Annotated in this window: 17 protein-coding genes; 10 read left to right on the top strand and 7 right to left on the bottom strand. The window is 38.6% G+C overall.

Going from position 1 to position 26,132, the window contains the following annotated elements:
* The first annotated feature begins 77 nt into the window (after positions 1-77).
* The gene (folM, locus tag ACRC53_RS04440; protein ID WP_438642348.1) at positions 78-812 is read left to right on the top strand and encodes a dihydromonapterin reductase; all 735 of its coding nucleotides are present in this window, start codon (positions 78-80) and stop codon (positions 810-812) included.
* Positions 813-913: 101 nt separating this feature from the next.
* On the opposite strand, the gene ACRC53_RS04435 is transcribed toward folM, so the two are convergent.
* Together ACRC53_RS04435 and ACRC53_RS04430 are read right to left on the bottom strand one after the other, a co-directional pair.
* Positions 914-1,852, bottom strand: a complete 939-nt coding sequence (locus ACRC53_RS04435; protein ID WP_438642347.1) for a DNA replication terminus site-binding protein — start codon at positions 1,850-1,852, stop codon at positions 914-916.
* 176 nt (positions 1,853-2,028) lie between these two features.
* The gene (locus tag ACRC53_RS04430) at positions 2,029-2,946 is read right to left on the bottom strand and encodes a glucosaminidase domain-containing protein (protein WP_438642346.1); all 918 of its coding nucleotides are present in this window, start codon (positions 2,944-2,946) and stop codon (positions 2,029-2,031) included.
* Between the two features lie 261 nt (positions 2,947-3,207).
* On the opposite strand from ACRC53_RS04430, the gene ACRC53_RS04425 reads away from it, so the two are divergent.
* Positions 3,208-4,236 (top strand): DUF2860 family protein, encoded by a 1,029-nt coding sequence (locus ACRC53_RS04425; protein WP_438642345.1) that lies wholly within the window; start codon positions 3,208-3,210, stop codon positions 4,234-4,236.
* Positions 4,237-4,334: 98 nt separating this feature from the next.
* On the opposite strand, the gene hrpA is transcribed toward ACRC53_RS04425, so the two are convergent.
* Entirely contained in the window at positions 4,335-8,237 is a 3,903-nt protein-coding gene (gene hrpA, locus ACRC53_RS04420) for an ATP-dependent RNA helicase HrpA (RefSeq protein WP_438642344.1), read from the bottom strand.
* A gap of 383 nt (positions 8,238-8,620) precedes the next feature.
* Between hrpA and ACRC53_RS04415 the strand changes: the two genes are divergently transcribed.
* From ACRC53_RS04415 to ACRC53_RS04405, 3 genes are all read left to right on the top strand, one after another.
* Positions 8,621-13,171 (top strand): hypothetical protein, encoded by a 4,551-nt coding sequence (locus tag ACRC53_RS04415; RefSeq protein ID WP_438642343.1) that lies wholly within the window; start codon positions 8,621-8,623, stop codon positions 13,169-13,171.
* A 265-nt stretch (positions 13,172-13,436) separates the two neighbouring features.
* On the top strand, positions 13,437-14,417 hold the full coding sequence (gene rlmF / locus ACRC53_RS04410; protein ID WP_438642342.1) for a 23S rRNA (adenine(1618)-N(6))-methyltransferase RlmF: 981 nt from the start codon (positions 13,437-13,439) through the stop codon (positions 14,415-14,417).
* 384 nt (positions 14,418-14,801) lie between these two features.
* The gene (locus ACRC53_RS04405; protein ID WP_438642341.1) at positions 14,802-16,118 is read left to right on the top strand and encodes a pentapeptide repeat-containing protein; all 1,317 of its coding nucleotides are present in this window, start codon (positions 14,802-14,804) and stop codon (positions 16,116-16,118) included.
* A 28-nt stretch (positions 16,119-16,146) separates the two neighbouring features.
* Here ACRC53_RS04405 and ACRC53_RS04400 read toward each other — a convergent pair whose 3' ends face one another.
* Positions 16,147-17,997: a glycerophosphodiester phosphodiesterase family protein gene (locus ACRC53_RS04400; protein WP_438642340.1), complete on the bottom strand. Its 1,851-nt coding sequence runs from the start codon at positions 17,995-17,997 to the stop codon at positions 16,147-16,149.
* 684 nt (positions 17,998-18,681) lie between these two features.
* Between ACRC53_RS04400 and ACRC53_RS04395 the strand changes: the two genes are divergently transcribed.
* From ACRC53_RS04395 to ACRC53_RS04375, 5 genes are all read left to right on the top strand, one after another.
* Positions 18,682-19,545, top strand: a complete 864-nt coding sequence (locus ACRC53_RS04395) for a LysR family transcriptional regulator (RefSeq protein ID WP_438642339.1) — start codon at positions 18,682-18,684, stop codon at positions 19,543-19,545.
* 191 nt (positions 19,546-19,736) lie between these two features.
* The gene (locus ACRC53_RS04390; protein WP_438642338.1) at positions 19,737-20,330 is read left to right on the top strand and encodes an FMN-dependent NADH-azoreductase; all 594 of its coding nucleotides are present in this window, start codon (positions 19,737-19,739) and stop codon (positions 20,328-20,330) included.
* 179 nt (positions 20,331-20,509) lie between these two features.
* The gene (locus ACRC53_RS04385; RefSeq protein ID WP_438642337.1) at positions 20,510-20,905 is read left to right on the top strand and encodes a DoxX family protein; all 396 of its coding nucleotides are present in this window, start codon (positions 20,510-20,512) and stop codon (positions 20,903-20,905) included.
* A gap of 222 nt (positions 20,906-21,127) precedes the next feature.
* Positions 21,128-21,838, top strand: a complete 711-nt coding sequence (locus ACRC53_RS04380) for an ABC transporter ATP-binding protein (RefSeq protein ID WP_438642336.1) — start codon at positions 21,128-21,130, stop codon at positions 21,836-21,838.
* Entirely contained in the window at positions 21,835-22,632 is a 798-nt protein-coding gene (locus ACRC53_RS04375; RefSeq protein ID WP_438642335.1) for an ABC transporter permease, read from the top strand. Before ACRC53_RS04380 ends, ACRC53_RS04375 begins: the two co-directional genes overlap by 4 nt.
* A gap of 60 nt (positions 22,633-22,692) precedes the next feature.
* Here ACRC53_RS04375 and ACRC53_RS04370 read toward each other — a convergent pair whose 3' ends face one another.
* The 3 genes from ACRC53_RS04370 to ACRC53_RS04360 are packed head-to-tail and all read right to left on the bottom strand — an operon-like array spanning position 22,693 to position 26,038.
* Positions 22,693-23,172, bottom strand: a complete 480-nt coding sequence (locus ACRC53_RS04370; RefSeq protein WP_438642334.1) for a response regulator — start codon at positions 23,170-23,172, stop codon at positions 22,693-22,695.
* Between the two features lie 59 nt (positions 23,173-23,231).
* A complete protein-coding gene (locus tag ACRC53_RS04365) occupies positions 23,232-24,596 on the bottom strand; it encodes a sensor histidine kinase (RefSeq protein ID WP_438642333.1) in 1,365 nt (454 codons plus the stop codon).
* Positions 24,596-26,038 carry an SLC13 family permease gene (locus ACRC53_RS04360; protein WP_438642332.1) on the bottom strand — a complete coding sequence of 481 codons (1,443 nt, stop codon included), beginning with the start codon at positions 26,036-26,038 and terminating at the stop codon, positions 24,596-24,598. Before ACRC53_RS04360 ends, ACRC53_RS04365 begins: the two co-directional genes overlap by 1 nt.
* Between the last annotated feature and the right edge of the window lie 94 nt (positions 26,039-26,132).

Genomic DNA, 26,132 nt, shown 5'->3' with positions numbered 1-26,132 from the left:
AAAACCGATGTTAATGCATCGGTTTTTTATTTAAAACTAAATAAGCTATTTCACTTTCTTATGATAGGTACTATCTTATGCCACTCAGTAATGAAGACTCAGATGTCATTATTATCACAGGAGGTGCAAAGCGTATTGGTTATGCACTGACTCGTTATTTTTTACAACAACAAAAAACAGTTATTATTAGCTACCGAACATATTACCGCGAAGTAGATGAGTTAACAGCATTAGGTACTATTTGTATTTGTGCAGATTTTTCTACTGATCAGGGTATTGAATCATTTTATGATCAAATTATGGTTACATTAAAAAAGCTGAATAAACATAAAATAAAAGCGTTAATTCATAATGCATCGGAGTGGAAAACAGATCAAAAAAAAGTAAGCGAACTCAGTATTGTATTAAATACAATGATGCAAATTCATGTTAAAGCACCTTATTTACTAAATATGTTACTGGAAACTTATTTTGATGATCATTCGGATATTATTCATTTTACTGATTATGTTGTGGAAAAAGGCAGTGATAAGCACATTGCATATGCTGCAAGTAAAGCTGCATTAGAGAATTTAACACTCTCATTTGCAAAAAAATTAGCACCTTTCGTCAAGGTTAATGCTATAGCGCCTGCATTAATTATGTTTAATACGCATGATGATGCAGAATATAAAATTAAAGCATTAAATAAATCACTCATGGGTATTGTGCCAGGTGAAATTGAAATTATTAAAGCAGTACAATATCTGCTTGATAGCCATTATGTAACAGGTAGGATTTTACATGTTGACGGTGGTCGACATTTACAGTAATTGATAAAAACTTAAAATTCACAATAATACAAATCACGATCAAAATTTATTTTCTTGCTATGCCCGATTAATTATCGGGCATGATTTATACAGTAAATGACCTACTCTACTATTTCAATATTTAAACGTGGAAGCAGTGATTTTCCTTTGCCTATTGGCCTACGATGTTTTGATTCTGCATCTATTCGGTTAAACTCTTTGAGTGGGGTCACTTTTGTGGGTATACATGTTGTCAGTAATGGTAAATTCACTTTACCGTTACCACGTAATGTTGTGGTGAGTCTTGTATCTGGATGTTGTTCTTCGTATACCCAATTAACTTGTGGTACTTCCCGTAATATTCGACGGTAACGTAATTGAACATTCTCAGACAGAGCTTCAACTATTGCAATCTCTTCTTCTATTTTCGCTGCCCAAATATCCCCTTCTAAGCTCATTGCAATATGTGCTGGAGGATAGCGTCGCTCTTGAGTTAGTTTTTCAAGTAATGAAAATTTATTGAGTTTATCACTGTCACTTTTTGATGCAATTGGCCTTTGCCATGAGAAGCTTATTTTTTTTGTGTTACAGGGTAACAATTTAATATGACGAGTTGCCTGTAATGTTATCATCATTGGAAAACGAGTATGCACCGCTTCAAAACGTTGCTCTGAATTACCGACAGCTGTAATTGCATTAGCGAATCTATCTTTACTCTCATTTATATTACAGATAATTTTATTGAGTTCATTATAGTCTCCTGAGCATACTGCTAACCCAGGATAGCGTTGAACAATTTTTGTTGAGGGTATTAAGTGAGTACTTTGAGTCTCAGGTGCATAAAATTGCCGATATATTTTCATTAATAGCGGAGTGAGCTCTTCCCCACCAATAATTTCAGTAACAGGAATGATGTCGGGAAGATTACCTTCATCTTCTCTGTTCCATTGTGGTAACTCATACAGCCAAAGATGACTAATAGGGTTTCGATCTAAAAATGAATCAAGTACATCAAGAGCACAATCAATATCATATTTTGCGGATTTTAAAGAAAGACTCATGTAAAGACCTTTTTATTTTAGACTATGTGGTATGTAAAATTGTTTAAATCATACATTGGATGATGACTTAATTTCAAGTAATTAAAATAAAAAGAGCAAGCAATAAAAACACTCGCTCTTTTTTATTATTTGAGCTTTATCTATATAAGAAAATAGGTCGGCTGGTTTTATGGTTATTACACATTTGAAAATGTGATATGTATTGGGGATTTTCTTGCTAATTGGATATTATCAAACTGATTAAGATCGGCATTTCTCATTAAATTATGCAAATCACGGATATAGTGTTGCCCTCTGGATGAGTAGCGAACTAAACCATTAGCTAAAGAATAACCTAGCAATTGATCATCATTATTCTGCATTTTCTCTCTTCGCATGCGGAAGTCTTGATACGCTGGATTAATATTTAAATTATGAATATATGCATATACAGAGTCATATAATGTATTAAATCCGGCGAGTCTGACTCTTCCATGATCTGCACGAATAACATAATTTTCATGTTGCGGTGATTCATTTTGACCAAAGAGAGCATTACCGTGTTTAGCCGTGTATGATGTCCCCCACCCACTTTCATCAATACTTTGTGCTAATACAAGCGAGGCAGGCACAATATTAACGCGTGTAAGCAGATGGCTAAAGTCACCATTTGATACGTCATATTTTACATATATGTCATTAAGCCATTCAGATTCATCATTAGATAATGATTTATCATCAAGCTCTTGATTATGTAATTTGATTATTTCTGCTCTTGTTTCTTTTATCTCTCTATTTACTTTTTTAATGATAGGCAGCATTATCATAATAAATGCTTTTTTCTTTTGTGGTGTATCCATATCACGAAGGCCGTCTGGTAAATTATTACAATAAACGGTAGGAACACCACTGCTATCTATATTAGATATATTATGCTTTTGCATAAATTGCATATAATCTGATGCATTATTTAATGCTATATGTTCAACAGGCGTTATATGCTGTTTATCTGATAAATTTGGTCGTTCACTTGCATAAGCCATTGACGATAAAAAAATAGCGGTACATGTAGCAATAGCTTTTAACGTCAGCGTAGTTTTTCTAAATAAAAACATAAATCGAATCAACCATTCTGGTGTTAAAATAAGACAGCTTGATATATATACAAGCGGTAAGTTTAAAATGTGATCAACCTTGTACCGTGATTTGTTTTCTATGCACACTCATTATCTGTGTCAAAACATGTCACCCAACACCCAGCGGCTACAAAACGATCAATTCAACTTACTTATAGCGACCACATTAACATTCATGTAAACTACCATGATGGTTATTAACTGATAAGAGCTGATTTGTCTACTTTCATAGGTGGAAAAATGAAGAATAAAATTTTGTCATCACCTGCACTATTGGTATTACTGTCTACTGCTACTCATGCAGCAACACCCTTTGATATCCCCAAAGAAAGTGGCTGGTCTGGTTTTATTTCTGGCGGTGTCAATATTACACAGAATAAATCAAACTTATATCTTGGCCCAACAGGTGAAAATGATGGTAATAAATATGTAGAAGATAAAAATTCGTCTGTTAAAGCACGGAGTAAACTAGCCCCTTCTTTTAACGTAGATTTACGCTATACACTCGGTGACTCAAGAACACAGTTTTATTTAGGTAATTTGATCCAAGATTCTGTTCGGCTCGATTTCTCTCAGCAAGTTGGTGTTCGTCAGCAGGTGGGTCAAAGTGGTATTTTTTCTGCTTCCTATGTTTTTTCTGGATTAGCAAATAAAGTATGGCAAGACCCTTATGCTTTTGGGGTTGATCGTTCTGATACCAAGCGAAATACGAGAGGGGTTCAAATTGGATGGCAAAATATTTTAGGCAGCAATTTTTCAGCTGACTATACTTATCGTAATTTGTCTATCAAAAATGAAACGAGCGGACAACTTTTATACCAAAATAATGAGTTAACATCAACTCAAATGCAAATGCTTGATCGAAATGGTTATAGTAATTCATCTCGAATCTCTTATTTTTATGCTATCAATCAACGCCAATATTTAATACCTGAGTTCAGGTATGTTGATAACCAAAGAAACGGTTCGGCAATGAGTAATCAACAGTATGGTATGCTAGTCAGTTATTTTTGGCGTTCGATGCCATATAATTTAGTGAGTAACATATACGTAGGAAAGATAGACTACTCGCAAGAAAATCCGATATTTGGTAAAAAAACCAATTCAACTGACTTTGCTGCGAATGTGACCCTGTTTAGAAGTAATATTTTTCATATGCCGAAACTCTCTCTTTATGGATCTTTAGCGTATGGCGAAATAGACTCTGATGTAACCTTTTTTAATTCTCAGTTAAGCAATCTTGCTATTGGAATGATGTATCGTTTTTAACAGTTTACTGACTATTTCATTATCTTCATCATTCCGATTTAAATAGAAACGCCCTCTTTTAGAGGGCGTTTTTTTAACAATTTCACATTATTTATGTATTAGTTAAGTGCGTCATCAATGGCTATTTTTACCCGTTTGTCTGAAATCGGATACGGTGTCCCCAATTGTTGAGCGAACAAGCTGACTCTTAGCTCTTCTAGCATCCAGCGTAAATCGGATACTTTATCTGGAACAGGCTGCCCTTTTGAGACTTTACCTAGCAATAGTTGATACTCTTTCTGTACTGACTCAACTTTAAGCATTTGTGCTCTATCACGATTCGGATCAGTAGGTAGTTTTTCTAAACGGCGCTCAATAGCATTTAAATAACGTTGTATATCAGGTAAACGTTGCCAACCGCATTCACTAACAAAGCCTCGGTAAATTAAATTTCCCATTTGAGCTTTGATATCAGACAGCGCAAATGCCATGGTAAAATCAACTTTTCCTTTTAAACGTTTATTTATTTCATGTGATGTGGTTAATATACGTTCAACTTGTTGAGCAATATCCACTACAGTATCATTCAAATGTGCTCTAACATGATCACGCAGTTGCTCAAAATGGCTATTTTCCCATGCTGGCCCACCAAACTCTGTGGTTAATTTATCAATACCAGCATCAATACAGTCATCAATTAAATCAAGAACTTTACCAAATGGGTTAAAATAAAGCCCTAGTTTTGCTTTATTAGGCAAACGCTCATGCAGATATTTAATGGGTGAAGGTACATTTAATAATAATAACCGACGTGTTCCTTTTAGCATTGCTTTGTGCTGTTCTAATTCGGTTTCAAAAAGTTTAATACTGACAGAGTCTTTATCATCAACCAATGCAGGAAAGGCTTTTACTGAGTACCCTCCTCGTTTTTGCTCATAACATTGTGGTAATGAACCAAAACTCCAGAGATGTAAACCTGACTGCTCAATACCATCATCAGCAACGGCAGAAAGCGTCTCTTGCACCTTTTCTTTCAGATTCAGTTTTAATGTATCCAGATCAGTGCTCTCAGCTAATTTCTGGTTTTTATCATTTACAACCCTAAACGTTATGTTGAGATGATCAGGGATAGGTGTTGCCCCCCAATTCTCGCGTGACACTGTCACGCCAGTCATGCGGCGAAACTCACGTTCAAGTGCATCAAGTAAATAACCATCAAGCGGTTGTATTCGACTTAAAAATGCTTGAGCATAATTAGGTGCAGGAACAAAATTACGGCGTATTGGCTTGGGTAGTGATTTAATCAGTGCGATAATGAGCTCTTCCCGTAAACCGGGGATTTGCCAGTCAAAACCTATTGCATTAACTTGGTTTAGTACTGGCAATGGAATATGTACCGTGACGCCATCAGCTTCTTGACCTGGTTCAAATTGATAAGACAGTTTTAATTTCAGGTTGTCCTGATACCAAAAGTTGGGGTAATCTAACTCGCTGATTTTCCCCGCCCCTTCTTTAATCAGCATTGATTTTTCAAAGTTGAGTAAATCCGGTTGTGCTTTTTCTGTCTGCTTCCACCAACTGTCAAAATGTCGACCAGAAACAATATCATGTGGTAAACGTTGATCGTAAAACGAAAATAAAGTTTCATCATCAACTAAAATATCGCGCCGACGTGATTTATGCTCTAACTCTTCCACTTCCGCCAATAATAAACGGTTTTCACGGAAAAACTTATGCCGCGTATTCCACTCCCCTTCAACTAACCCTGAGCGGATAAATAGCTCACGAGATAACAACGGATCAATCTCGCCATAATTGACTTTACGCGCAACAACAATAGGAATGCCATAAAGTGTGACGCGCTCACTGGCCATAACCGCATTTTGTGCTTTTTCCCAATGCGGTTCACTGTAGCTACGTTTTACCAAATGCTGGGCCAGCGGTTCTATCCATTCAGGTTCAATACGGGCGGCAATTCGCCCCCATAAACGCGATGTTTCAACAAGCTCGGCAACCATTGCCCATTTAGGGGATTTCTTAAACAGAGCAGAACCTGGGAAAATAGCAAACCGAGCATTACGCGCACCCTGAAATTCATTTTTCTCGGCATCTTTCATACCGATATGGGAAAGCATACCGGTGAGGAGTGCTAAATGAACGGAACGAAAATCTGCGGGTTCTTCATTAATAGAAAGGCCTTGTTCACGCACAACTTGACGTAATTGTGTGTAAATATCCTGCCATTCACGAATACGTAAATAGTTAAGGAAATCAGATTTACACTGTCTGCGAAACACGTTGCTCGAAAGTGCCTTTTGCTGATCGCGCAGATAATCCCACAGGTTCACAAATGCCAAGAAGTCAGAGTCTTTATCATGAAAACGGCGATGCTTTTCATCTGATGCTTGTTGTTTTTCTTGCGGACGTTCACGCGGGTCTTGAATAGACAACGCGGCAACAATGATCATAACCTCACGCAGGCAACCATATTTAGGCGCATCTAACACCATACGTGCCAAACGCGGATCGACCGGAAGCTGTGATAACTTGCGCCCCAGTGGAGTTAAACGCTTTTTCGCCTCTTTTTGTTCAGGATCTAGCGCACCCAGCTCTTCAAGCAAGCGAACGCCATCTTGGATATTGCGTTTATCTGGCGCTTCCACAAATGGGAATGCACTGATATCCCCTAACCCTAATGAGGTCATTTGCAAGATGACCGACGCTAAGTTGGTACGCAAAATCTCAGGATCAGTAAACTCAGGGCGCGATAAGAAATCATCTTCAGAGTACAAACGAATACAGATACCGTCAGAAACACGGCCGCAACGCCCTTTACGTTGATTGGCCGATGCCTGTGAAATTGGCTCTATAGGTAAACGCTGAACTTTGGTGCGATAACTGTAACGTGAAATACGCGCAGTTCCCGGATCAATGACATATTTGATCCCCGGAACAGTCAGTGATGTTTCTGCTACGTTGGTTGCCAATACAATGCGGCGACCCACAGAGGGTTGAAACACCCGATTTTGTTCTGATGATGAGAGACGTGCATACAGCGGTAAAATTTCAGTATGCGGCAACTGGCGCTTTTCCAAAGCATCAGCGGTATCACGTATTTCACGCTCACCGTTCATGAAGATCAGAATATCACCACGATTTTCCAGATAGAGCTCATCCACTGCATCAAAGATAGTTTGTAGCTGATCGTTATCTTCCCCCGCATCAGCAGCGCAATAATAACGGACCTCTACCGGATAAGTGCGACCAGACACTTCAATGATCGGTGCATTATTAAAATGTTTGGAAAAACGCTCAGGATCAATGGTTGCAGAGGTAATAATCACTTTCAAATCGGGGCGTTTTGGCAACAGCTCTCGCAGATAACCCAGAATAAAATCAATATTCAGACTGCGCTCGTGCGCCTCATCAATAATAATGGTGTCGTATTGGGTTAAATACCGATCATTTTGAATTTCTGCCAGTAAAATACCGTCAGTCATCAGCTTAACGAGCGTGTTATCACTCACCTGATCATTAAAACGTACTTTATAACCAACGGTTGATCCCATTTGGGTTTTCAACTCATCGGCGATACGGTTTGCGACTGAACGCGCAGCCAAGCGGCGTGGTTGGGTATGCCCGATTACCCCCTGAATACCACGGCCAAGCTCTAGACAGATCTTCGGCAATTGCGTAGTTTTACCTGATCCGGTTTCTCCGGCTACAATCACCACTTGGTGATCTCTGATGGCATTGAGGATGTCATCTCTTTTTTGGCTAACCGGCAGTTCCGGCGGGTATTCAATGGCAGGAATTGAGGCGCGACGAGCCTCTATCTTACGCTTGGCATCCGTAAGATCAGTGGTTATCTCATCAACTACTTTTTGTAGTGTTTGCGGATTTTTAATCTTCTTTGCGCCTTCAATCCGGCGCTGCAAGCGGCGGCGATCACGCAGCATAATACCGTTTAAATCGGCTATACGGGGCAATAAAGAGGATGTTGCAATTGAGTTACCGTTCATTATTGTGATTCTTATTCAATTCCAATACGGAGTCAGGGTGTTCTGCACGGCACACATGCCAGTTCTGCTTTATGCGATAGTGTCTATATTACACCTGATATTCTGTGAATATTATCACAGAGCGGCATGTCATGCTCTTTAGCAACCTGTTCTTATGAGTGAGTATACTTTTCGAATGGAAAAACAAGGTGTTTTTTTGATAGAAACAGAACCAAGTATCAAGAGATAAAGGGAAATATGTCACAACTGATACGGTAAAAATGCTGAATATTTCCTCAACGAGATCTCACTCACTGACGTTTCAAGATACCCAAGATGACTGTCACCCTACCAACAAGAAAAGGATCTGGTTTGATACGATAGAACCTACCGAGTGGGTTCATATGAGTGAAACGTGGTTTGATGTGATAGAGCCTCTTGCCGAGCATGTTGATCACACTGATATCTACTTTGATGCTGAAGAGTTACCTGCTGATGTTGAGGAAAAAATTGAGGCTTTTGTGCCTTTTACGGAAGATTGTCGACGATGTATTCAACAACTTATTTGTACACTTAGCCGTTATCAAACAAACGCCATATTTTCAGCCTGCTTATCAAAAATCATTCCAAGTATACCGCTAAATATTATAATGATCGCCGAAAGCATGTATAAGGCGTTCATAGAAAAAAGAGAGATTGATACTGCATTATTACAAGCTCTGGGTATTGCTTCATGGGTTATTCCTAATGATTTTAATATTATCTCTACATTGGCTCGTTTTATTCAAGAAACCATAATTCATTGGACAGAAAATACATATATCAATCACTTCTTTGATAAGAGTGAACAATTTTTACCTGAAAATACGTTTACTGCTCTGGCAATCTTTTCAATTATCGCCAACCACTGGATTACTAAAGAAAACAAACCTCAACGTGCTTTGTTAAACGTTCCGAATTTTATCGCAAATCTTTTATTACGCGCTAACTTTTATTGGCGACACTTAGGAAACATGGTTAATACGGTAAAAAGTGAAAGTAACATTATCGCTAATCAATATGCATTTGAAGTGGACACCTATTTAAAAACAGGTAAACTCAATCAAGTAAGTTCAAAAATAGGCATTACCGCATTATCATCAAACTCAACAACAATACCTGAATTTTTTTTAAAAGCCACAGTGCAAAATGAAATAAAGCCATTATCACTTATTACACCAATATCCAGCGATAATCTGGCTGAAAAAATACACACATTCTCCATCGCCAAATTACAAAAAAAAAGCAACATAGACAGTTTGCAAAACTGCCATACATATAAAAAAGAACAATATGAATGGAACATGACATACTCACATTTAAATACAAAATGTGATGCATTAATGCCTTTATCAGCATCCCCTGCTACTTTCAAAAATATAGATACTGAATATAAGGTATTACCTCAAACACCTAAACCTTTATCCTCAACGGCGAATCAGTATAATGTGGCAGCACAACTCCCCCTTATTACAGCAACAATTGCAATAACAACGGTAAACATACCCCACACCTCCTCTGTTTTGTACGCAGTTAAAAAACATAAGCGTATTGCAGCATTTATCATGACAGGTTTAACCCTGCTGACTACTATTGCCATTAAAATACCCTATTATATAAATCTCCTTTTCTTTCCCACCAAAAAAAACTTACATCACCTAGATAAAATAACCATCAGTAATATCAATAAAACACTCAATGTAGATGAGGAAATTAAAAAAATTCAGAAATTGCATGTAGTGAATCTAAACATAATCCCTGAGAAGTATTATCAAAACCATAGAGGGAAACGTGCTATTGAAAAAGAAAAAAATACTAATGACATAGCCAATTTATTTCAACAAAACAATTTCACAGGAATAAATAAAATTATCATTGGGGCCATTTATGATAAAGCTTACCATTCGCCAGAAGTTAGTTTACAAACGGGCGAAAGAAAAAAAGTCATGGTCATCATGAAATGTATACAATACATTGATGTTTTTATTCGTGAAAACCCTCATTTAAAAAAATACAGCATATATCATCATGCGAAATCAATAGAGAAATCACTCTATCAATATTTAGAGTCCATAGAGAGCAGACGCCTGGTTATTATTCTTTCTCATTTAACAGCATCTAATAATAAAGATGACGCAGCTCAATATGGCATAGCCAACAAAGAAGGTCTTTACACATTGCTAAAAGAAAATAATATTACTCAAGAAAGTACCATTTCAAGAAAATCACTTGCCTTTTTAACAGCCAATTTACTCCTAAACAGCGGAAGCGTGAAGATCAAAAAAAAGACAGCTTCATTTATTTCAGGGATTAATGCTAAGAAATTAAACATTGGAATGTCAGAGTCACTGGTGTTTAATTATATATTCAATGTATTAATAAAAAAACACTATGAGCATTTTATCAAAAGTATCTTAGTTCAAGGTGAAATGTTAGGTTTTCATCTCACACATTATTTACAGGAGAGCCTAACTCATGAGTTTAACTTGTGCAATATCGTGATGACACATGCAGAAAAAGAGAAAACAAATCATTATATAACGAATAATATTGTTAGACACTTTATACCGATGTTAAATGAAAAACATGTGAAATATGCAATAAATTCGACTCCTTGGGGGCTTATGCATATCAGCATGACTCTCTTTAAACGGTTAGGTGTTGATTACAAAGATATGGATGATACTGATCTTTTCAATGCTGGCGTGTTATTTTTTAATCTGTTGAATAAAAATGCAATACCTGCGGCATGGGTTGATGCCTTTTTACTTCCTGCTAAAATACACTCTACAATACACTCAGAAAATAATACATTCTATAGAGTAAACGATGCTGATATACTTGAAGCGTATTTCATGCAACTAGAAAAAGCAATTGATAGATATCAATTGCTAAGTGAAAAATTAAATCAACACATAAGCAACTTGAGCACATTTAAAAATAGAAGTGATTTTTTATTTCACCATATAGATTGGCATATTATTTACTCAACAAAAGAGCTTGCATATGTAGAAATAACAGGAGATCTTGTTCAAAAAGAAAATAAAGACGATGATTTTTTCACTCCGGTCGATAAGCCATGGCCAGAGGAGTTTTCTCAAGCAAACTCACGAGATAAAGCATATGCTATTCAAAATAAAAAACTAAAATCATCATTTAAGACGGTTGACAAGCATTATCTCTTAACGACTATCAACGAGCTCCCTAAAAAAGAATTTGATTTCATAAACAATGCAACAATTAATGAGGGTATAGTAACACTGTTTGCTAACTATTATCCAGGAGTGAGTAAGAAAACAGTCACTGGACTACTGCCCTCTCCACAAAGAATAAAAATACCTTTAGAAGATGGTTTTTATACTTTCTTTGCAAAAAATTGGGATGAGACAAGAATTTATTCTTTTTGGAAAACCAGAATTGGTTATGTAATAGCAAGAACTGAACATGAGTTACCTATATATCAATCACACTTATTTGATTCTATTGGGCTATATGATAATTTTAGTTTAAGAAGCATTCAGCAAGGGAAAATACTTAAAACAAGTAATGACCCTATTGAAATATTTATCGATGCTGCATTAGAGCCTCATGCGGACCTATTTTATCAGCAAATACATAAAATAGGTTATGATGAGACAAGCAGTGAAAAAATCATGCGATTTTTAGTTCCTTTTTACGACTGTGTAGAAAACATCAAAGAGAAAAAAGTGCCTGAATCAATAGCTTCATGCACACTTGAGGTTTTAGGGCTAACAAGTACGGCATTAAAAGCCTCTGTACTATTAGCAAAAATACCTAGATTTTTAATTAGAGGGTTTATCGCATCAGGCTCTCGTATTGCGATGATGCTTAGGCTTGTTGGCACACAAAAATTACTACATCAAATAGAAAATACATTGATAAAAAGAGGTCTCTTATCTGCAAATTCAATAACAAGTAAAAAAGCATTCATCAGCCTTGGGCTTGCAATCACCAGAGTATTTGATCCCGGCATTGAATTAACATATCAGATTATAAAACTAACCAAAACAAACACACTTAAACTTCTTGAACTATTTAAAAATATATTTAAAGATAAATTTAGGATAACTAAGAATATAGCTCATCACTATTTACCCTTATCTGCTACAGGCGGATATAATATCGGATTAAGTCATATTATGTTTTGCTCTGTAAAAAAAAGAGGGAAAAGAGTACCAATGGATACAGTGTTTTCATGTATACCCAGAAAAAAGAGTGTGAGTTTGAAAAATGAGGTCAAAAGAGTAAGAGTCGATTGGAACTCAATTACAGCAGATAGAATCCACGGTTCATCTACTGTCGAGCAAGATTTAAGAAAGCTTGAAGTTATTTATGGGAAAAACAAGCATGAACTAGAGTCTATTAGCGATTATACTTCTGGAGGTTCAGATGCTATTAATTCATTTTTAAGAGGCGGAGAAACTCAATTACGGCAAGATACTAGCAATATAAAACAGACCATCGCTCAAATGCTGACAGAGTATGATGCTCTTGAGGATTACAGTAACTATTCGTATAGGGTTATGAACACAAGATCAAGTGCAGCAGATGGGTTTAGTAAAGGCGATATAATCACAGATAAAGGATTTGTTAGCTCATCTGCTATTTTAACTAATGCCAATAATTGGCACGCAAATTCATGGTTAAAAACAAGAAAAAAACCAGGTGATACAACACTCCTGATCATTTACAACCCCGATATTGAGAAAAAAATCGCAGGAAATAATCTTTTAGTTGATCATATTTTAATTAAACCAAATACAAAATGCGAGATACAAAAAGTAACAAATATCATTACCACAGAAGGAGAAAATATTCGAGTTATTGCAGTTGTTCCAAATAAAAAAAATACTGTAGCCAAAGATATTTATACAGGCGATGCGATTGATGAGTAATAATATCAACTTGCTCGTGACGCAAGCCTCCCCTGCTTATTACTCATACAAAAAAGACGCTAAGTATAAAAAATAACCAGGAAATCAGGCTATTTTTTAATACGCTTTTTATATAAAAGGTAATAAAATAGTCAATGCCAACCAACATCATTATCATTAAGTTTGGAACACAAAATAAAAAAAATATAAAAACCGTATTTCACACTACAAACAAACAGATTCCCGCTATCATTAGCAATATTATTTTTTTTGGTAGACATATTTGATGAGTGATACAAAAAAAAGCCTGCACCCACGCAATCTGCATTGTACATCTTATGATTTTGCAGCATTGACAAAAACTAACCCTGAACTAGCAACGTATGTACAACGTAATGCTTACGGCACAGACTGTATCAATTTCTCTGATCCGAATGCGGTGAAAGCCTTAAATCGTGCGCTACTGAAGCATTTTTATGCAGTAGAGAGCTGGGACATCCCAGAAGGTTATCTCTGCCCCCCTATTCCAGGTCGTGCAGATTATATTCACTATCTTGCTGATTTACTGGCTGAAAGTAATCATGGCCGGATACCTAAAGGTAAAAGCATTACCGGTATTGATATCGGTGTTGGTGCAAATATTGTGTATCCTCTGCTCGGCCAACATATTTATAATTGGCAGTTTATTGGCTCAGATGTTGATACTACTGCACTAGAGTCTGCTGGGCGGATTCTGGCACAAAATCCGGCTTTGCGCGCCCACATATCACTTCGCCACCAACCCTCGTTAGAGCATATTTTTACCGGCATCATCCAACCTGATGAGATGATTGATTTTACACTCTGCAACCCACCATTCTATTGCTCTGCTGAGGAAGCAGAAGAAACATCACAGCGCAAGCGCGATAATCTTGGTTTTAACCAAAAGATTCGTGGCAATAAAGTAACCGTCTCAGCACACTCCGCATCAAATTTTGGTGGTAAAAACAATGAGTTATGGTGTGATGGTGGAGAAGTTCAATTTATCTGCACAATGATTGCTGAAAGCCAAAAGTTTTCCCAACAATGCTTTTGGTTTACATCACTCGTATCAAAAAAATCAAATCTGTCTGTTATTTATGATGCTTTACAAAAGGTGGGTATAGTAGAAATGAAAACGGTAGAAATGGCGCAAGGTCAAAAAATTAGCCGTTTTGTTGCATGGACATTTCTTACCCCTGCACAGCAAAAAGCATGGCGGATGTACCGTTGGAAAGCGCGTGGATAAAAGTTGTTTATCCATATAGTCTAAGTAGTATCAATTATTAAATATACCTTAAAAATACCGTAAACAATGTGTTTACGGTATTTTTTATTATAGAAAAATAACAAGCACATTATTATACCTATCTCTATTCAACACTTAAAATAAAGTTTTTAACTTATGTCACTTTTTTTACTTTTAGTGATAATTGCTTCTACCTTATTTATTACGACCACTTTTTCATCTTGTAATCTACACTCTTTCATCTTGTGATTTAATAGTATGATAAAAATATAAAAATCTCTTCATCACATAGAGCTAAGTAACCCGTGCAAGCTATCAACACTGTCACTATGTGTCTTATCAAGACAAGCACAGAAAGTTAAAATTGAACCGGAGAAAATAAAAATGGCATATACCGTTAATAGCAACTCAGGTGCGCTTAACGCAGCTATATACTGCGCAAATGTTGCAACAAAAGATGGATTAAATAAATTGACTAATCCACGAAGTGTTCTTGAGTATATTATAAACTTCATTACTTTTGGGGCAATAAGAAAAAATTATTCTGAATCATATAACGCATTTTCAAATGCAATGACAACCGCACTATTAAGCTCATCTGCGAACATCCCCCCTTATAAAGTACCTGAAACACTCATTGTTGATTTTTCTGGCTATACAGTAAAGTTCAACTCATCACAAGAACATAGTGAACTGCCAGAACATATCACTATTGAGGTTAGAGGACACGGAAAAGAAAGCTCGAAAGCCTTGGTTGATAAAGATTTATATTCCAAAATCTGCACTGCATTGGTTTTACGCCATAAAGGGAATCTCCCTCCTACGTCAGCAGTATTAAACGATAATAACGGCGCTAATTTGCGCGGGGGGGTATTTGAAAATTTTGATATGTCTGGTGCTTACCTTCCATATGCAGATTTTTCTGGTGCTAAGTTGTCTAATTTAAATATGAGTAAAGCAGATCTACATGATGCAGTTTTTAATACCAATGACTCATGCCCCACGTCTTTGGAGAATATAAATTTCGACGAGTCAACTCTAGACGGTGCTTTTTTTCAACAAATGCTTCTAGAGAATGTTTCATGTAAAGGCGCTAGCTTGCAACATATCCATATGAATAATTGTTGTTTTAAAAAAATAGATTTCAGTGGCGCCAATTGCAAAGGTGCAGATCTAAGTGGTGAATTTCCACATTATCGTTTTGTGATGGGGATTACGTCACCCTCTTTTTATCAACCTGTATATATTAACTTTAGTGATGCTAACTGTGAAGGTGCTGATCTAAGTGATAATAATTTTAGTAATACTAACTTCAAAGACACTAAGTTAAATAGAGCTAAAATAGAGAACACATTATTAGATGCATCTGATCTAACTAACACAAAATTAAACGATATCCCACTATCAGAACGCCCCCTACTGCGGCTTCCTAAATGGGATGAAGAATCACTAAAGAGGTATATGAATTATATAGAGAAGGGTAATAATCGTAATATTCTGACGACGATAAACAGCATCAGCGATCAGTATCGTGAAGTAAAGCTACGTATGGCGCATGAGCTTATTGATTCACTGGATTCAATAAAAAATTCACGCACAGGGATTTATACTTTAGCAAAACCTATTATAAAAAATTTCTCTAACGGTATTTACGGTGAAGATGAAAAAATCTCTACTTGGTTAGGGAAGTACTCACGTTAATACAGACAAAAACCTAAACACTCCCTACTTAGAACACATAACGCAAACGTAGTGCTGTTTGCTCTATTGGCGAAAGTGCCAACCACTCAGCACGGATAGCCACCGCTTCCTGCGGGTAATCGGTAATTAGCACATCAGCCCCCAATGCCAGCATGTGGATCATCTGCTTGGGGTTATTTACGGTCCAGACATGGATCTGCTTTCCGCTTTTGTGTGCTCTGGCAATAAGCTTTTCCGTTGCCACCGATTGATTGACAGCCAAGAACTGCGTATTTATACGGCTTGGATCACCGATTGACGTTGTCACTATTAGCCCTGTTGTAATCGAAGGGTCACGCTGACGCACCTCTTCTATCGCACGTGCATTAAGTGATGTAATCACCACTTGTTGAGTCATTTTCTCTTTCTGTAATAACGCAACCACCTTTTCGGCTAAAAAAGGATCTGGGCGGTTATATTTTAGCTCAATATTCAACCCAATTTTATTACGTGCTGCATCTAACATCTCTGACAACAACGGCACAGACTCTCCGGAAAAAGTGGCTCTGTGCCAACTACCTGCATCGGCAGATTGAATTTGTGCCGCACTCAGATCAGAGACTTTACGAGGATCATTAGCTATCCGCATTAAATCAGCATCGTGCAACACAACTAATTTCCCATCAGCCGAAGTTTGTACATCAATCTCAGCATAATCAGCGTGCTCTGCAATAGCCAGACGCAGTGCTGCCAGTGTATTTTCTGGCCCACGTACAGCTCCGGCTCGATGTGCGGTAATCAAAATTTGATCGGATTTAGGTTCGTCAGCCAAATGATATAATCCAGCAGCAAGCATCACGGTAAAAACAGCAATCAGAATTGTGCCCACCAGCTTTATTGATAAAGCATTTTGGTGGGCGGTCGTATTACGCTCTAATCGCGCCAGTGAAGCTAACTGACCACCCGACTCACGATATAACTGTTGAACAATCAGTGCTTCACCTGACATTCCTAACAAAGACCATCCCGCACTGAGAATAAAAATCAACGTTGCCACCAGCGTGACTATCACAACTTCAGTAGATAATCCTATCGCAAGATGATCCAATCCATAATCAGCGATTGTAGAAATGACGCTATTCAGTGAAAAAATCAGTATCGCTAATAATAACCACCAGCCCCCTGCCACTTTAATAATAAAACGCTCATGGCAAGCAGTCATTTGCCAACTACAACGTAGAGCACTAATCGCACCAAGACGTTTACTCACAATCATGGTTAACGCCAAAATTGAACGCGCCCATAAGTGAATAGCAAAAATGGCATAACCGAGAACCAACAGAGCAATACATCCTAAAAAAATAAACCATTTTGTTGGCTGATGATAAAGGTAGTAATTAATATCGTGACGCTGTAACAAAAAATAGGCGGCAATCGCCCCTGCTATGATAAAAGGCAAACTAGCCAACAACAAACCCAACGCATATATTCCGCCTAACCGCAGAAAAACCGGCAACCGACCCAGTGCGAACACCAAAGACCGAATAGGCCCAACGGGGCGATCATGCACCACTGATGCGGCCAAAATAGTGACACCTGCGCGTTGGGTAAAAAACAGTGTAAAACTGCTGCATAATGTCACCAAAATAAAGAGTATTCCGTAAGGGGATAACGCAAAAGCCATTAGGTCATAATTAGTAATCGCCACATTTCCCGTTCGGTTGATCAGATGATTAAGAACCAAACTAGAAAGCGGCACTATAATTCCTGCTGACATCAATGCAAATAGCAGTTCAAACTCAATCAGTTTACGCCCACTACGCCGAATATTTCTCCACGCCTCTTGCCAATATTGGCTGATAAACCCTGATTGAGGTGTCAACTTCATCGAACTGCGCATGCATTCTCCTTATGGTGCACGGGTTGTATACGGTGTCTCTCTATACGATATACAAAAGCGACCACAAGGCTGCTTAAGTCTGAGTGTTTATGACATTATAACAGCGTCATCTTCACGTGAACGTAAACTAAAGGTGAATACTGCATCAACTCATCATGTTTCCATCACCATAATCAATAGTAATGACAAATACGTTTTAATGTCTTTATCACGACTATATCCCCGTAAATATTGAAACTGAAATACAAAATAACACTCACAGCAATAACTAAAACTTATTTCAAGATGAGAGGTATGCAGCAATATAGTCTTTTAAACACATTTTTCTATGTGAGCTTTCCCGCTATTACAGCCTATTTTAGGCTGTTTTATGTGCATTTTTACCTGTCATTTTTTTCACGCTAGATAAAAGAAAAATGTTCATTTTCGTAGGGATAAAAGTGATTAATTTTACAGCTAACACCCCTTTTTAGAGGATAACGCTATAACCAATATAAATAGCATAACGATAAAAAATAAGGTTATGTGGAATACTCACCCGACATTTTTGGTACAATCAATGATAATAATCTGATTTGGCATCTGTTTTTCTTATTCCACCAGCGTTGTAGTCCGCTATGTAGAGTAAGCATTGAGCCACGTCAAAACACAGAAAATAACACCCCGCAAAGAGTGATCAAAGTTATGGATTATCGCCAGTTACGTGCATTTACAGCCGTTTTTGAAGAGAGAAATATGACTGCAGCAGCACATCGTTGCCACATTTCGCAACCTGCGCTATCAACTGCTATTCGGCAACTCGAAGATCAACTGGGTATCGAATTATTTATTCGCCAGCCTAAAGGTGTTGCACTGACCGAAGCGTCGCGCCGACTTTACCCAACAGCGCGTCGTTTGGTAAATGAGATTAACGCTCTGCCTGATCTGTTTGTTGAACAAGGTAGTGCATTGAGTTTACAGATTGGCCTGATGCCCTCTCTTGGCCAGCAGCTTCAAAGCCAGATCATAGCAGCATGTTATCATGCGATCCCCAATCTAAAGCTGGATGTTCGATCGGGTTGCTGTGGTGATATGCGGATCAGCCTTGATACTGCGTTGTGTGATGATGATCTGTTCTTTCCGTTAATTGATGAAGAGTATCGTATAGCGATCGCTGCCGATCATCCACACAGCATCGTCTTACGCACGCTATTTGCTGAAAAAAACACCATTTCAGCCAGTGATATTCCTGCAAAAAGCTGGCTAGTCTGCAATAACAGCACCAGCTATCAGCGTATTATGGGTATCCTTGCACAGCACTCTCTGGTGCTCTCACCTAAAGCAAAAGCAGAAACTGATATTCAACTAGCCGCAATGATCCATGCAGGGCTCGGTGTTGGCTTACTACCAAATAGTATATTAGCAGACTGGCCAACTTTGCAGACATACAAACTGCCAGAATTGACACTTTCCCGCAGAATTGGCTGGTGTTACAGCGTAGAAGCAGCTCAATTACCTGCCGTACAACAAATTATTCACTACTTCTCTCAGCCAAATCGCCTTAAATAACCACCTATTTATGCTCTATTAGCGCATGTCTGCAAAAAATCGGTCAACTATTCTATTTACTCGAAAGATTAGACCGATTTTTTGCGCTTTTTAGCCCTATTTTTTCGTGTAAATTGATGTTATTCCCACAACAATGGGTTTTTAACCAAATAGCAAAACATACAACACAGATGAATACAGGAAATAAGCGTATGCGTAACGTCTTAGTTTTAAAATCCAGCATTATGTTAGCCAAATCAGAATCAAACAAAATGGCTGACTTTTTGATAACACAATATAATGAAAAAGGTGACAACGTCACAGTTCGCGATCTCGTCGCGAATCCTATTCCCATGCTCGACAGTGAAACAGTAGGCACACTTCGCCCTACAGGGGAGTTAAGTTTACGTCAGCAAGAAGCTCTCGCATTATCTGATCACTTAATCCACGAACTGCTTGCTCACGATATTATTGTGCTTGCTGCACCTATGTATAACTACAGCATTCCCGTTCAACTAAAATCGTATCTTGATATGGTATTACGGGCAGGAAAAACATTTCGTTATACTGAAAAAGGGCCAGAAGGTTTAATTCACGGAAAGAGCGCCATAGTATTAAGTAGCCGCGGGGGTATTCATAAAGATTTACCAACAGATCACATTACGCCCTATTTGACGACTGTACTCAACTTTATGGGAATTACCCATATTGATTTCGTTTATGCTGAAGCTATTGCATATGGGCCCGATGCAATAAACCAAGCACATGTTACTGCACGTGAAAAATTAGCCACAATCATAAAATAGAAGTAAAAGATAGACATATAATAATACAACTATCGCATCATGAAAAATAGACTACTCAAAAGCGTAGATTTAAGTATTACATCAAAACAGTGCATCTAAATATATCATTTAGATAATATCTTTTAGATATAAAAGATAAATAACGTGTTGAAATAATAATTGGAATAAAGGATATCCACATGAAATATATTGATCTCCTCGCCCGTATAATGATGGCTTATATCTTTATTATTGCAGGCTGGGGTAAATTAGGTGTAGGTTATGCTGGTGTTGCAGGGCATATGCAATCTGTTGGATTGCCGGGTATTTTATTACCCTTGGTAATCTTACTTGAGCTTGGTGGTGGTTTGGCTTTACTTATCGGCTTCCACACACGCTTTATGGCTGCAGCGTTGGCTCTGTTTTGTATTATGAGTGGTATTCTTTTTCACTATCAACCCACTGAAAATATGCAAATGACAATGTTAATGAAAAATATAGCAATGGCCGGTGGTTTGCTCATGTGGGTACAACATGGTGCAGCAGCATTAAGTTGGGATGCTTATCGCTCAAGATTATGTAAAAGAAAACAATAAAGAAGATAATCAAAATAAGCAAAACAGCAATATAAAAAGCTCACATCGTGGGCTTTTTCATGCGTAATCTCTTTTAATATCCTACCTCTATAGTATTACATGTCGTATTACGTTTACATTAGGTGACTAAATAAGTCTATTTATACTCTTTCAATCGTGAGTAACACTGCCCTATTATGAATAACGCTTATTTATTTGTTGCAACATTGGAGTATTCACTTTATGCCCTTTGCGGTAAATGTTCCTGTATTAGCTATCGACGACGTATTAATAAAACATAATGATACGGTGCTAATTGCGCCTTTCTCAGCACAAGTAATGCAAGGTCAACGCGTATCACTGACTGGCGAGTCAGGGTGTGGTAAAACCACGCTACTTATTCAACTTTGTGGTATGTTTCCAACACAAAGTGGCAGTATTTCACTCTTTGGAAACCCAATTTCACCTGAAACACAAGCGAGTATTCGCCAAAAAATAGCCTATTTACCGCAACAAATTCCTGCAATAGAGATGTCTGTTGAACACTATTTACAACGCATTTTGCAGTTTTCACACAATCAACACCTAAATACACCCACTATGCAACCGATTATGCAGCAAAGAACAGTCTCGCTCCTCGAAGAGATTGGTTTAAATGCCGACATTCTTACACAACGCATGTCAGATCTTTCTGGCGGACAGCGCCAGCGAGTCGGTATTGTTGCATGTCTGCAACTTGATAGACCACTACTGCTTGCCGACGAGCCTACTTCGGCACTCGACAGTGAAAGCAAACATAAATTTTTTGCTTTACTCGAAAAACAGGCTTGCAGTTTGCTTGCTGTTACACACGATCCTGATCTGATGCAGTTTTGTCATCGCCACTGGTTAATCACTAACCAGCAATTCCACGAGCAGCCTTTACAGCATCAATTACCTCAGGAGCGCGTATGAATGAACTTTATGTAAGTTGGATAGATGTGGCACTCGGTGCACTACTGTTCATTATTCCTCTGAGTTTAAGCCGTTGGCTAAAGTTAAAACTTGAAGCAGATATGCTGACATCAGCACTACGGATGGTTATCCAACTCATACTCATTGGTTTTTATCTTGAATATTTGTTTAAACTCAATAACCCATTTTTGAATATTATTTGGCTGTTAGTGATGATCTCTGCTGCAGCATCTAATGCCATCAAACGGACTCCACTCCCTCGTGCACGTCTGTTTGCACCCGTTTTTATCGGTATATCTTTAGCCTCACTCTCTGTATTGGCCTATTTACTGCTAGTGGTTTTACAACCAACTCCGCTCTACGATGCCCGTTTTGCCATTCCACTGGGTGGTATGCTATTTGGCAACGCATTAACGGCTAATTATTTAGTGCTTGATCGTTTTTACCGCGCCATTATTAGCCAACAGTCTATGTGGATGATGGATCTCTCATTAGGGGCTACGCCCTTTGAGGCTGCATTGCCACATCTGCGGCAAGCGATGCGTTCAGCATGGTCACCTGCAATTTTATCAATGGCAACACTTGGGGTCGTTTCTCTTCCTGGAATGATGACAGGGCAAATTTTAGGTGGTAATAGCCCTCTGCTGGCTATTAAATACCAAATTCTCATGATGTTAGCACTGTTAGCTTGCACTACGCTCTCATCAACATTGATGATTTTACTCAGTTTGCGCCATACCTTAACGCCACAAGGGATCATGGATCCAGTATTGACTCAGCTCTATCGTGATTAGCCATTTACATTGCAGTGAGTCACAGTAAGCACCTGTTCAAAAGAGTGCGCAATAATCTGTTTATTTATCGCGCACTCTTTCTAACACAACGGCCTGATCAGCAAATTCAAGATACGGTGTAATATCTATACCACTATCAAATACAAACTCAGTCAATAGCTTACGGCATATGGCTACCAACATATCTGGTTGCCATGGCTTTTCAAGATAGTACTGAATCTGTGCACGGTTTACTGCCTCAATGGTATCTTTGTGAGATGCCTGCCCTGTGAGCAAAACTTTTTTCATCAGATAAAAACGCGGGTCAACAGCAAGTTCAGCCAGAAAATTAACCCCATTTTTTCCCGGCATAATATGATCTGATATTACCAGTGCGATACGTTTTCCCTTCGCATCAAGATCATCAATTAAACAGATTGCTTCTGCAGCCGACTCACACTCTTCAACATTGATCCAACTGGCTAACTTATCTAGATCACGCACCACGGCACTGAGCACTTCACGTTGATCATCGATACAAATCAGATATAACCTTTCCATATGATTCTCCCTGAATGGTTTATATACTTTACGCTGCCCAACATTGATCTTCGTTGGCCTTATTGCAGCTGTTGTAGTGGGATCCGCACTCGAAACTGCGTATAATCTACGCTACTTTTAAGTAACAGATCGCCTCCGTAGCTCTCAGCTAACCGCTTGACGATATACAGCCCCAAACCTAAACCAACTGTTTGGCCACGTTTTTTGGTGGTAAAATTTGGCTGGAAGATCCGCGCGGCAATCTCTTCGGGGATCATCGGCCCATTATTTGACAATATCACCTGTATTGATCGTTTTCCTACCCGTGAAGTGATCCACAATGTAGGGTTCGGTGTGTGGGCTTCTTTCATCGCATCCCAGCCATTTTTGATGATATTAACCCACATCTGCACCAGTTCGATGTGATTGCCATATATTGGTGAGAGCTCGCCTAAATTTAGCTCCACATTTACCTCTCGTAGAGGGCTTTGCAATAATGACAAAGCCTCATGTAAAGAGTCATTCACATCGACCCCCCACTGCCGCTGGTAATCACCACCACCGAGCTGTTTAACTGATTTTACAATCCCACTAGCATGGCGTGCAGCTAATTGCATATCATAACAGTCACGGCCTATCTCCCATAATTGCAAAGCCTCATCAAGATGCTCAGGAAGATGCTCCGGTACTGGCTGATCACCCAGCGCACGTGCCCATGTTTTGGCTTGCGCATGCGAAAGTGCAAATTGATCACGCAACAAGTGAGCTAAATTGCGTACCTGTAAACTAGACGCTAACTGCCCTTGTTCCCGCCCTTGATCAAACCATGTAATCAATGCCGGAGAACGATCTTTGAGCAAATGACGTGTAACATCACTAAGATAGTCTGACTTACGTGCCAATACACCTACCGCATTATTTAACTCATGTGCTAAACCTGCGGCTAATTGGCCAAGCGTAGAGAGCTTCTCAGCTAAGTGTAAACGTCGGTTTGCAGCTTCTTGTTCACGTGCCATTTGGCTTAAACGCCACTGTCGCCGTTGCAGCTCCTCAACAATAACGGGCATAAATTGTTCACTTAAACTACCAAAGCGTTCACGATCAACAGGTACAGTACGCAGATCTATCCATGCCAATTCAGCTTTTGTCTCAGCAACGACTCGGCTAGAAGCCACCAGCCGATATGAGAAAAAGCTGTGTACACCAATAAATGTTCCCGGTGAAGCTAAAAAAAGCTCCGTTTGCTCCTCTTCACCAATATCATCCAATGCTTTTACTGTTGCCTTGAGCTGCCCTTCACGCACATAGTAGAGACGATCATTAAATTGCCCTTGATCCATCAACACATCACCAGTGTGCAAACAAAGTTGATACTCTGGGTGCATGAAATAGTCACGAATAATCCGTTCGATAACGGCCAACTGCTCTGTTTTAGCCTCGCTCATCAAATAATCCCAAACTGAGTGAGCAATACCAACATACATAAACTCAACACTACGCCAATAATACCCAGCCATGTCCCTGTTTTTGCCATTTGTGAAGACGCCACCATTCCTGTGGCATGTGCTAACACATTGGGAGGGGTGCTAATAGGCAATGCCATACCTAATGAAGCTGCAAAAGTCACACCTAAGATCAACGTAACCTCATTTAACCCACTGACCGAACCTGCTAATGCAGCCATTAACGGTAGCAATAAGTTTGCTGTTGCAGTATTCGACATAAAATTTGCCATCAACAACGTTAATATCGCTGCCCCCACTAATACTGCTATGGGTGAATAATCTGCAAACGGAATAGTCTGTACTAAACGCTGGGCTAACCCAGTTTTCTCAAGTGCTAAACCTAAAGCAATACCACCAGAAACTAACCAGAGCACATCCCATGATATTTTTTTCATATCATCACGAGTGATAATGCCAGTAGAAATAAACACTGCAACGGGGATCAGAGCAACAACATACGAGTTCATATTGTGCAAACCACCCAACATCCAGAGCAGTATGGTGGTAATAAACGTGATATACACAACAATTGCCTTACCTGTTTTCAAAAATTTACCACGAATTTGTAACTCAATTTCTTTTTGTGATGACGGATAAAACACATTCAGTAACCACCAACCAATCAGTAACAACACCAACACAAACGGCACACCAAAGCTCATCCATTGCCCAAACGAAATTGCATGTTCAGAGCTCAAATACTTCAATGCAACTGCATTAGGTGGTGTACCAATAGGAGTACCAATTCCACCAATATTCGCTGCAATGGGAATAGACAATGCAAACGCGATCCGCCCCCGATCTCCTGCGGGTAATACTGCCAATACGGGGGTCAATAAAGAGAGCATCATCGCGGTTGTTGCGGTATTACTCATAAACATCGAAAAAATTGCTGTAACAACCATCAAACCTAACATGACGTGGCGTAAATTTTTACCAAACGGCTTTAGCAATACACGGGCAAGATTGACATCTAAACGAAATTTAGTAGCAGCCATTGCAAGAAAGAAACCACCTAAAAACAATATGATAATAGGTGATGCAAACGTACTCATGATCTCTTGATATCCCAATACAACCCCAAAATCAACAGCATCAGCAGCAGGCAGAGCCAACCAAATTGCGCGATCTGAAATCAGCAATAGCTCCAGTAAAATGATGAGCACGGAGGTAGCATAAATTGGAATAGGTTCAAATACCCAACACAGCGCAGCCAATATAAAAATGGCTATAACACGTTGTTCAACCGTGGTTAAACCTGGCATCATAAACCAGTGAGAAGGCACTAACAGCATGATCAAAAACAACAAAAATGGCATTGCCGTCATCAATACTGACGTTATCGCATAAAAATCATGCCGCGTTTTACTGACTCTATCCATGAATAATCACCATGATCTTTAATCCCTAAAGTTATTAATGGAATATGCTAAAAATGGGAAAATTTCACCGTGAGTCACATCTAAAAACAGCCAT

The sequence above is a fragment of the Plesiomonas sp. genome (assembly GCF_051652165.1).
In the GTDB taxonomy this organism is placed as follows: Bacteria; Pseudomonadota; Gammaproteobacteria; order Enterobacterales; family CAMTGL01; genus Plesiomonas.
The sequence above is the reverse complement of the archived record's forward strand: the minus strand, read 5'-3'. Positions and strand labels throughout refer to the sequence as shown.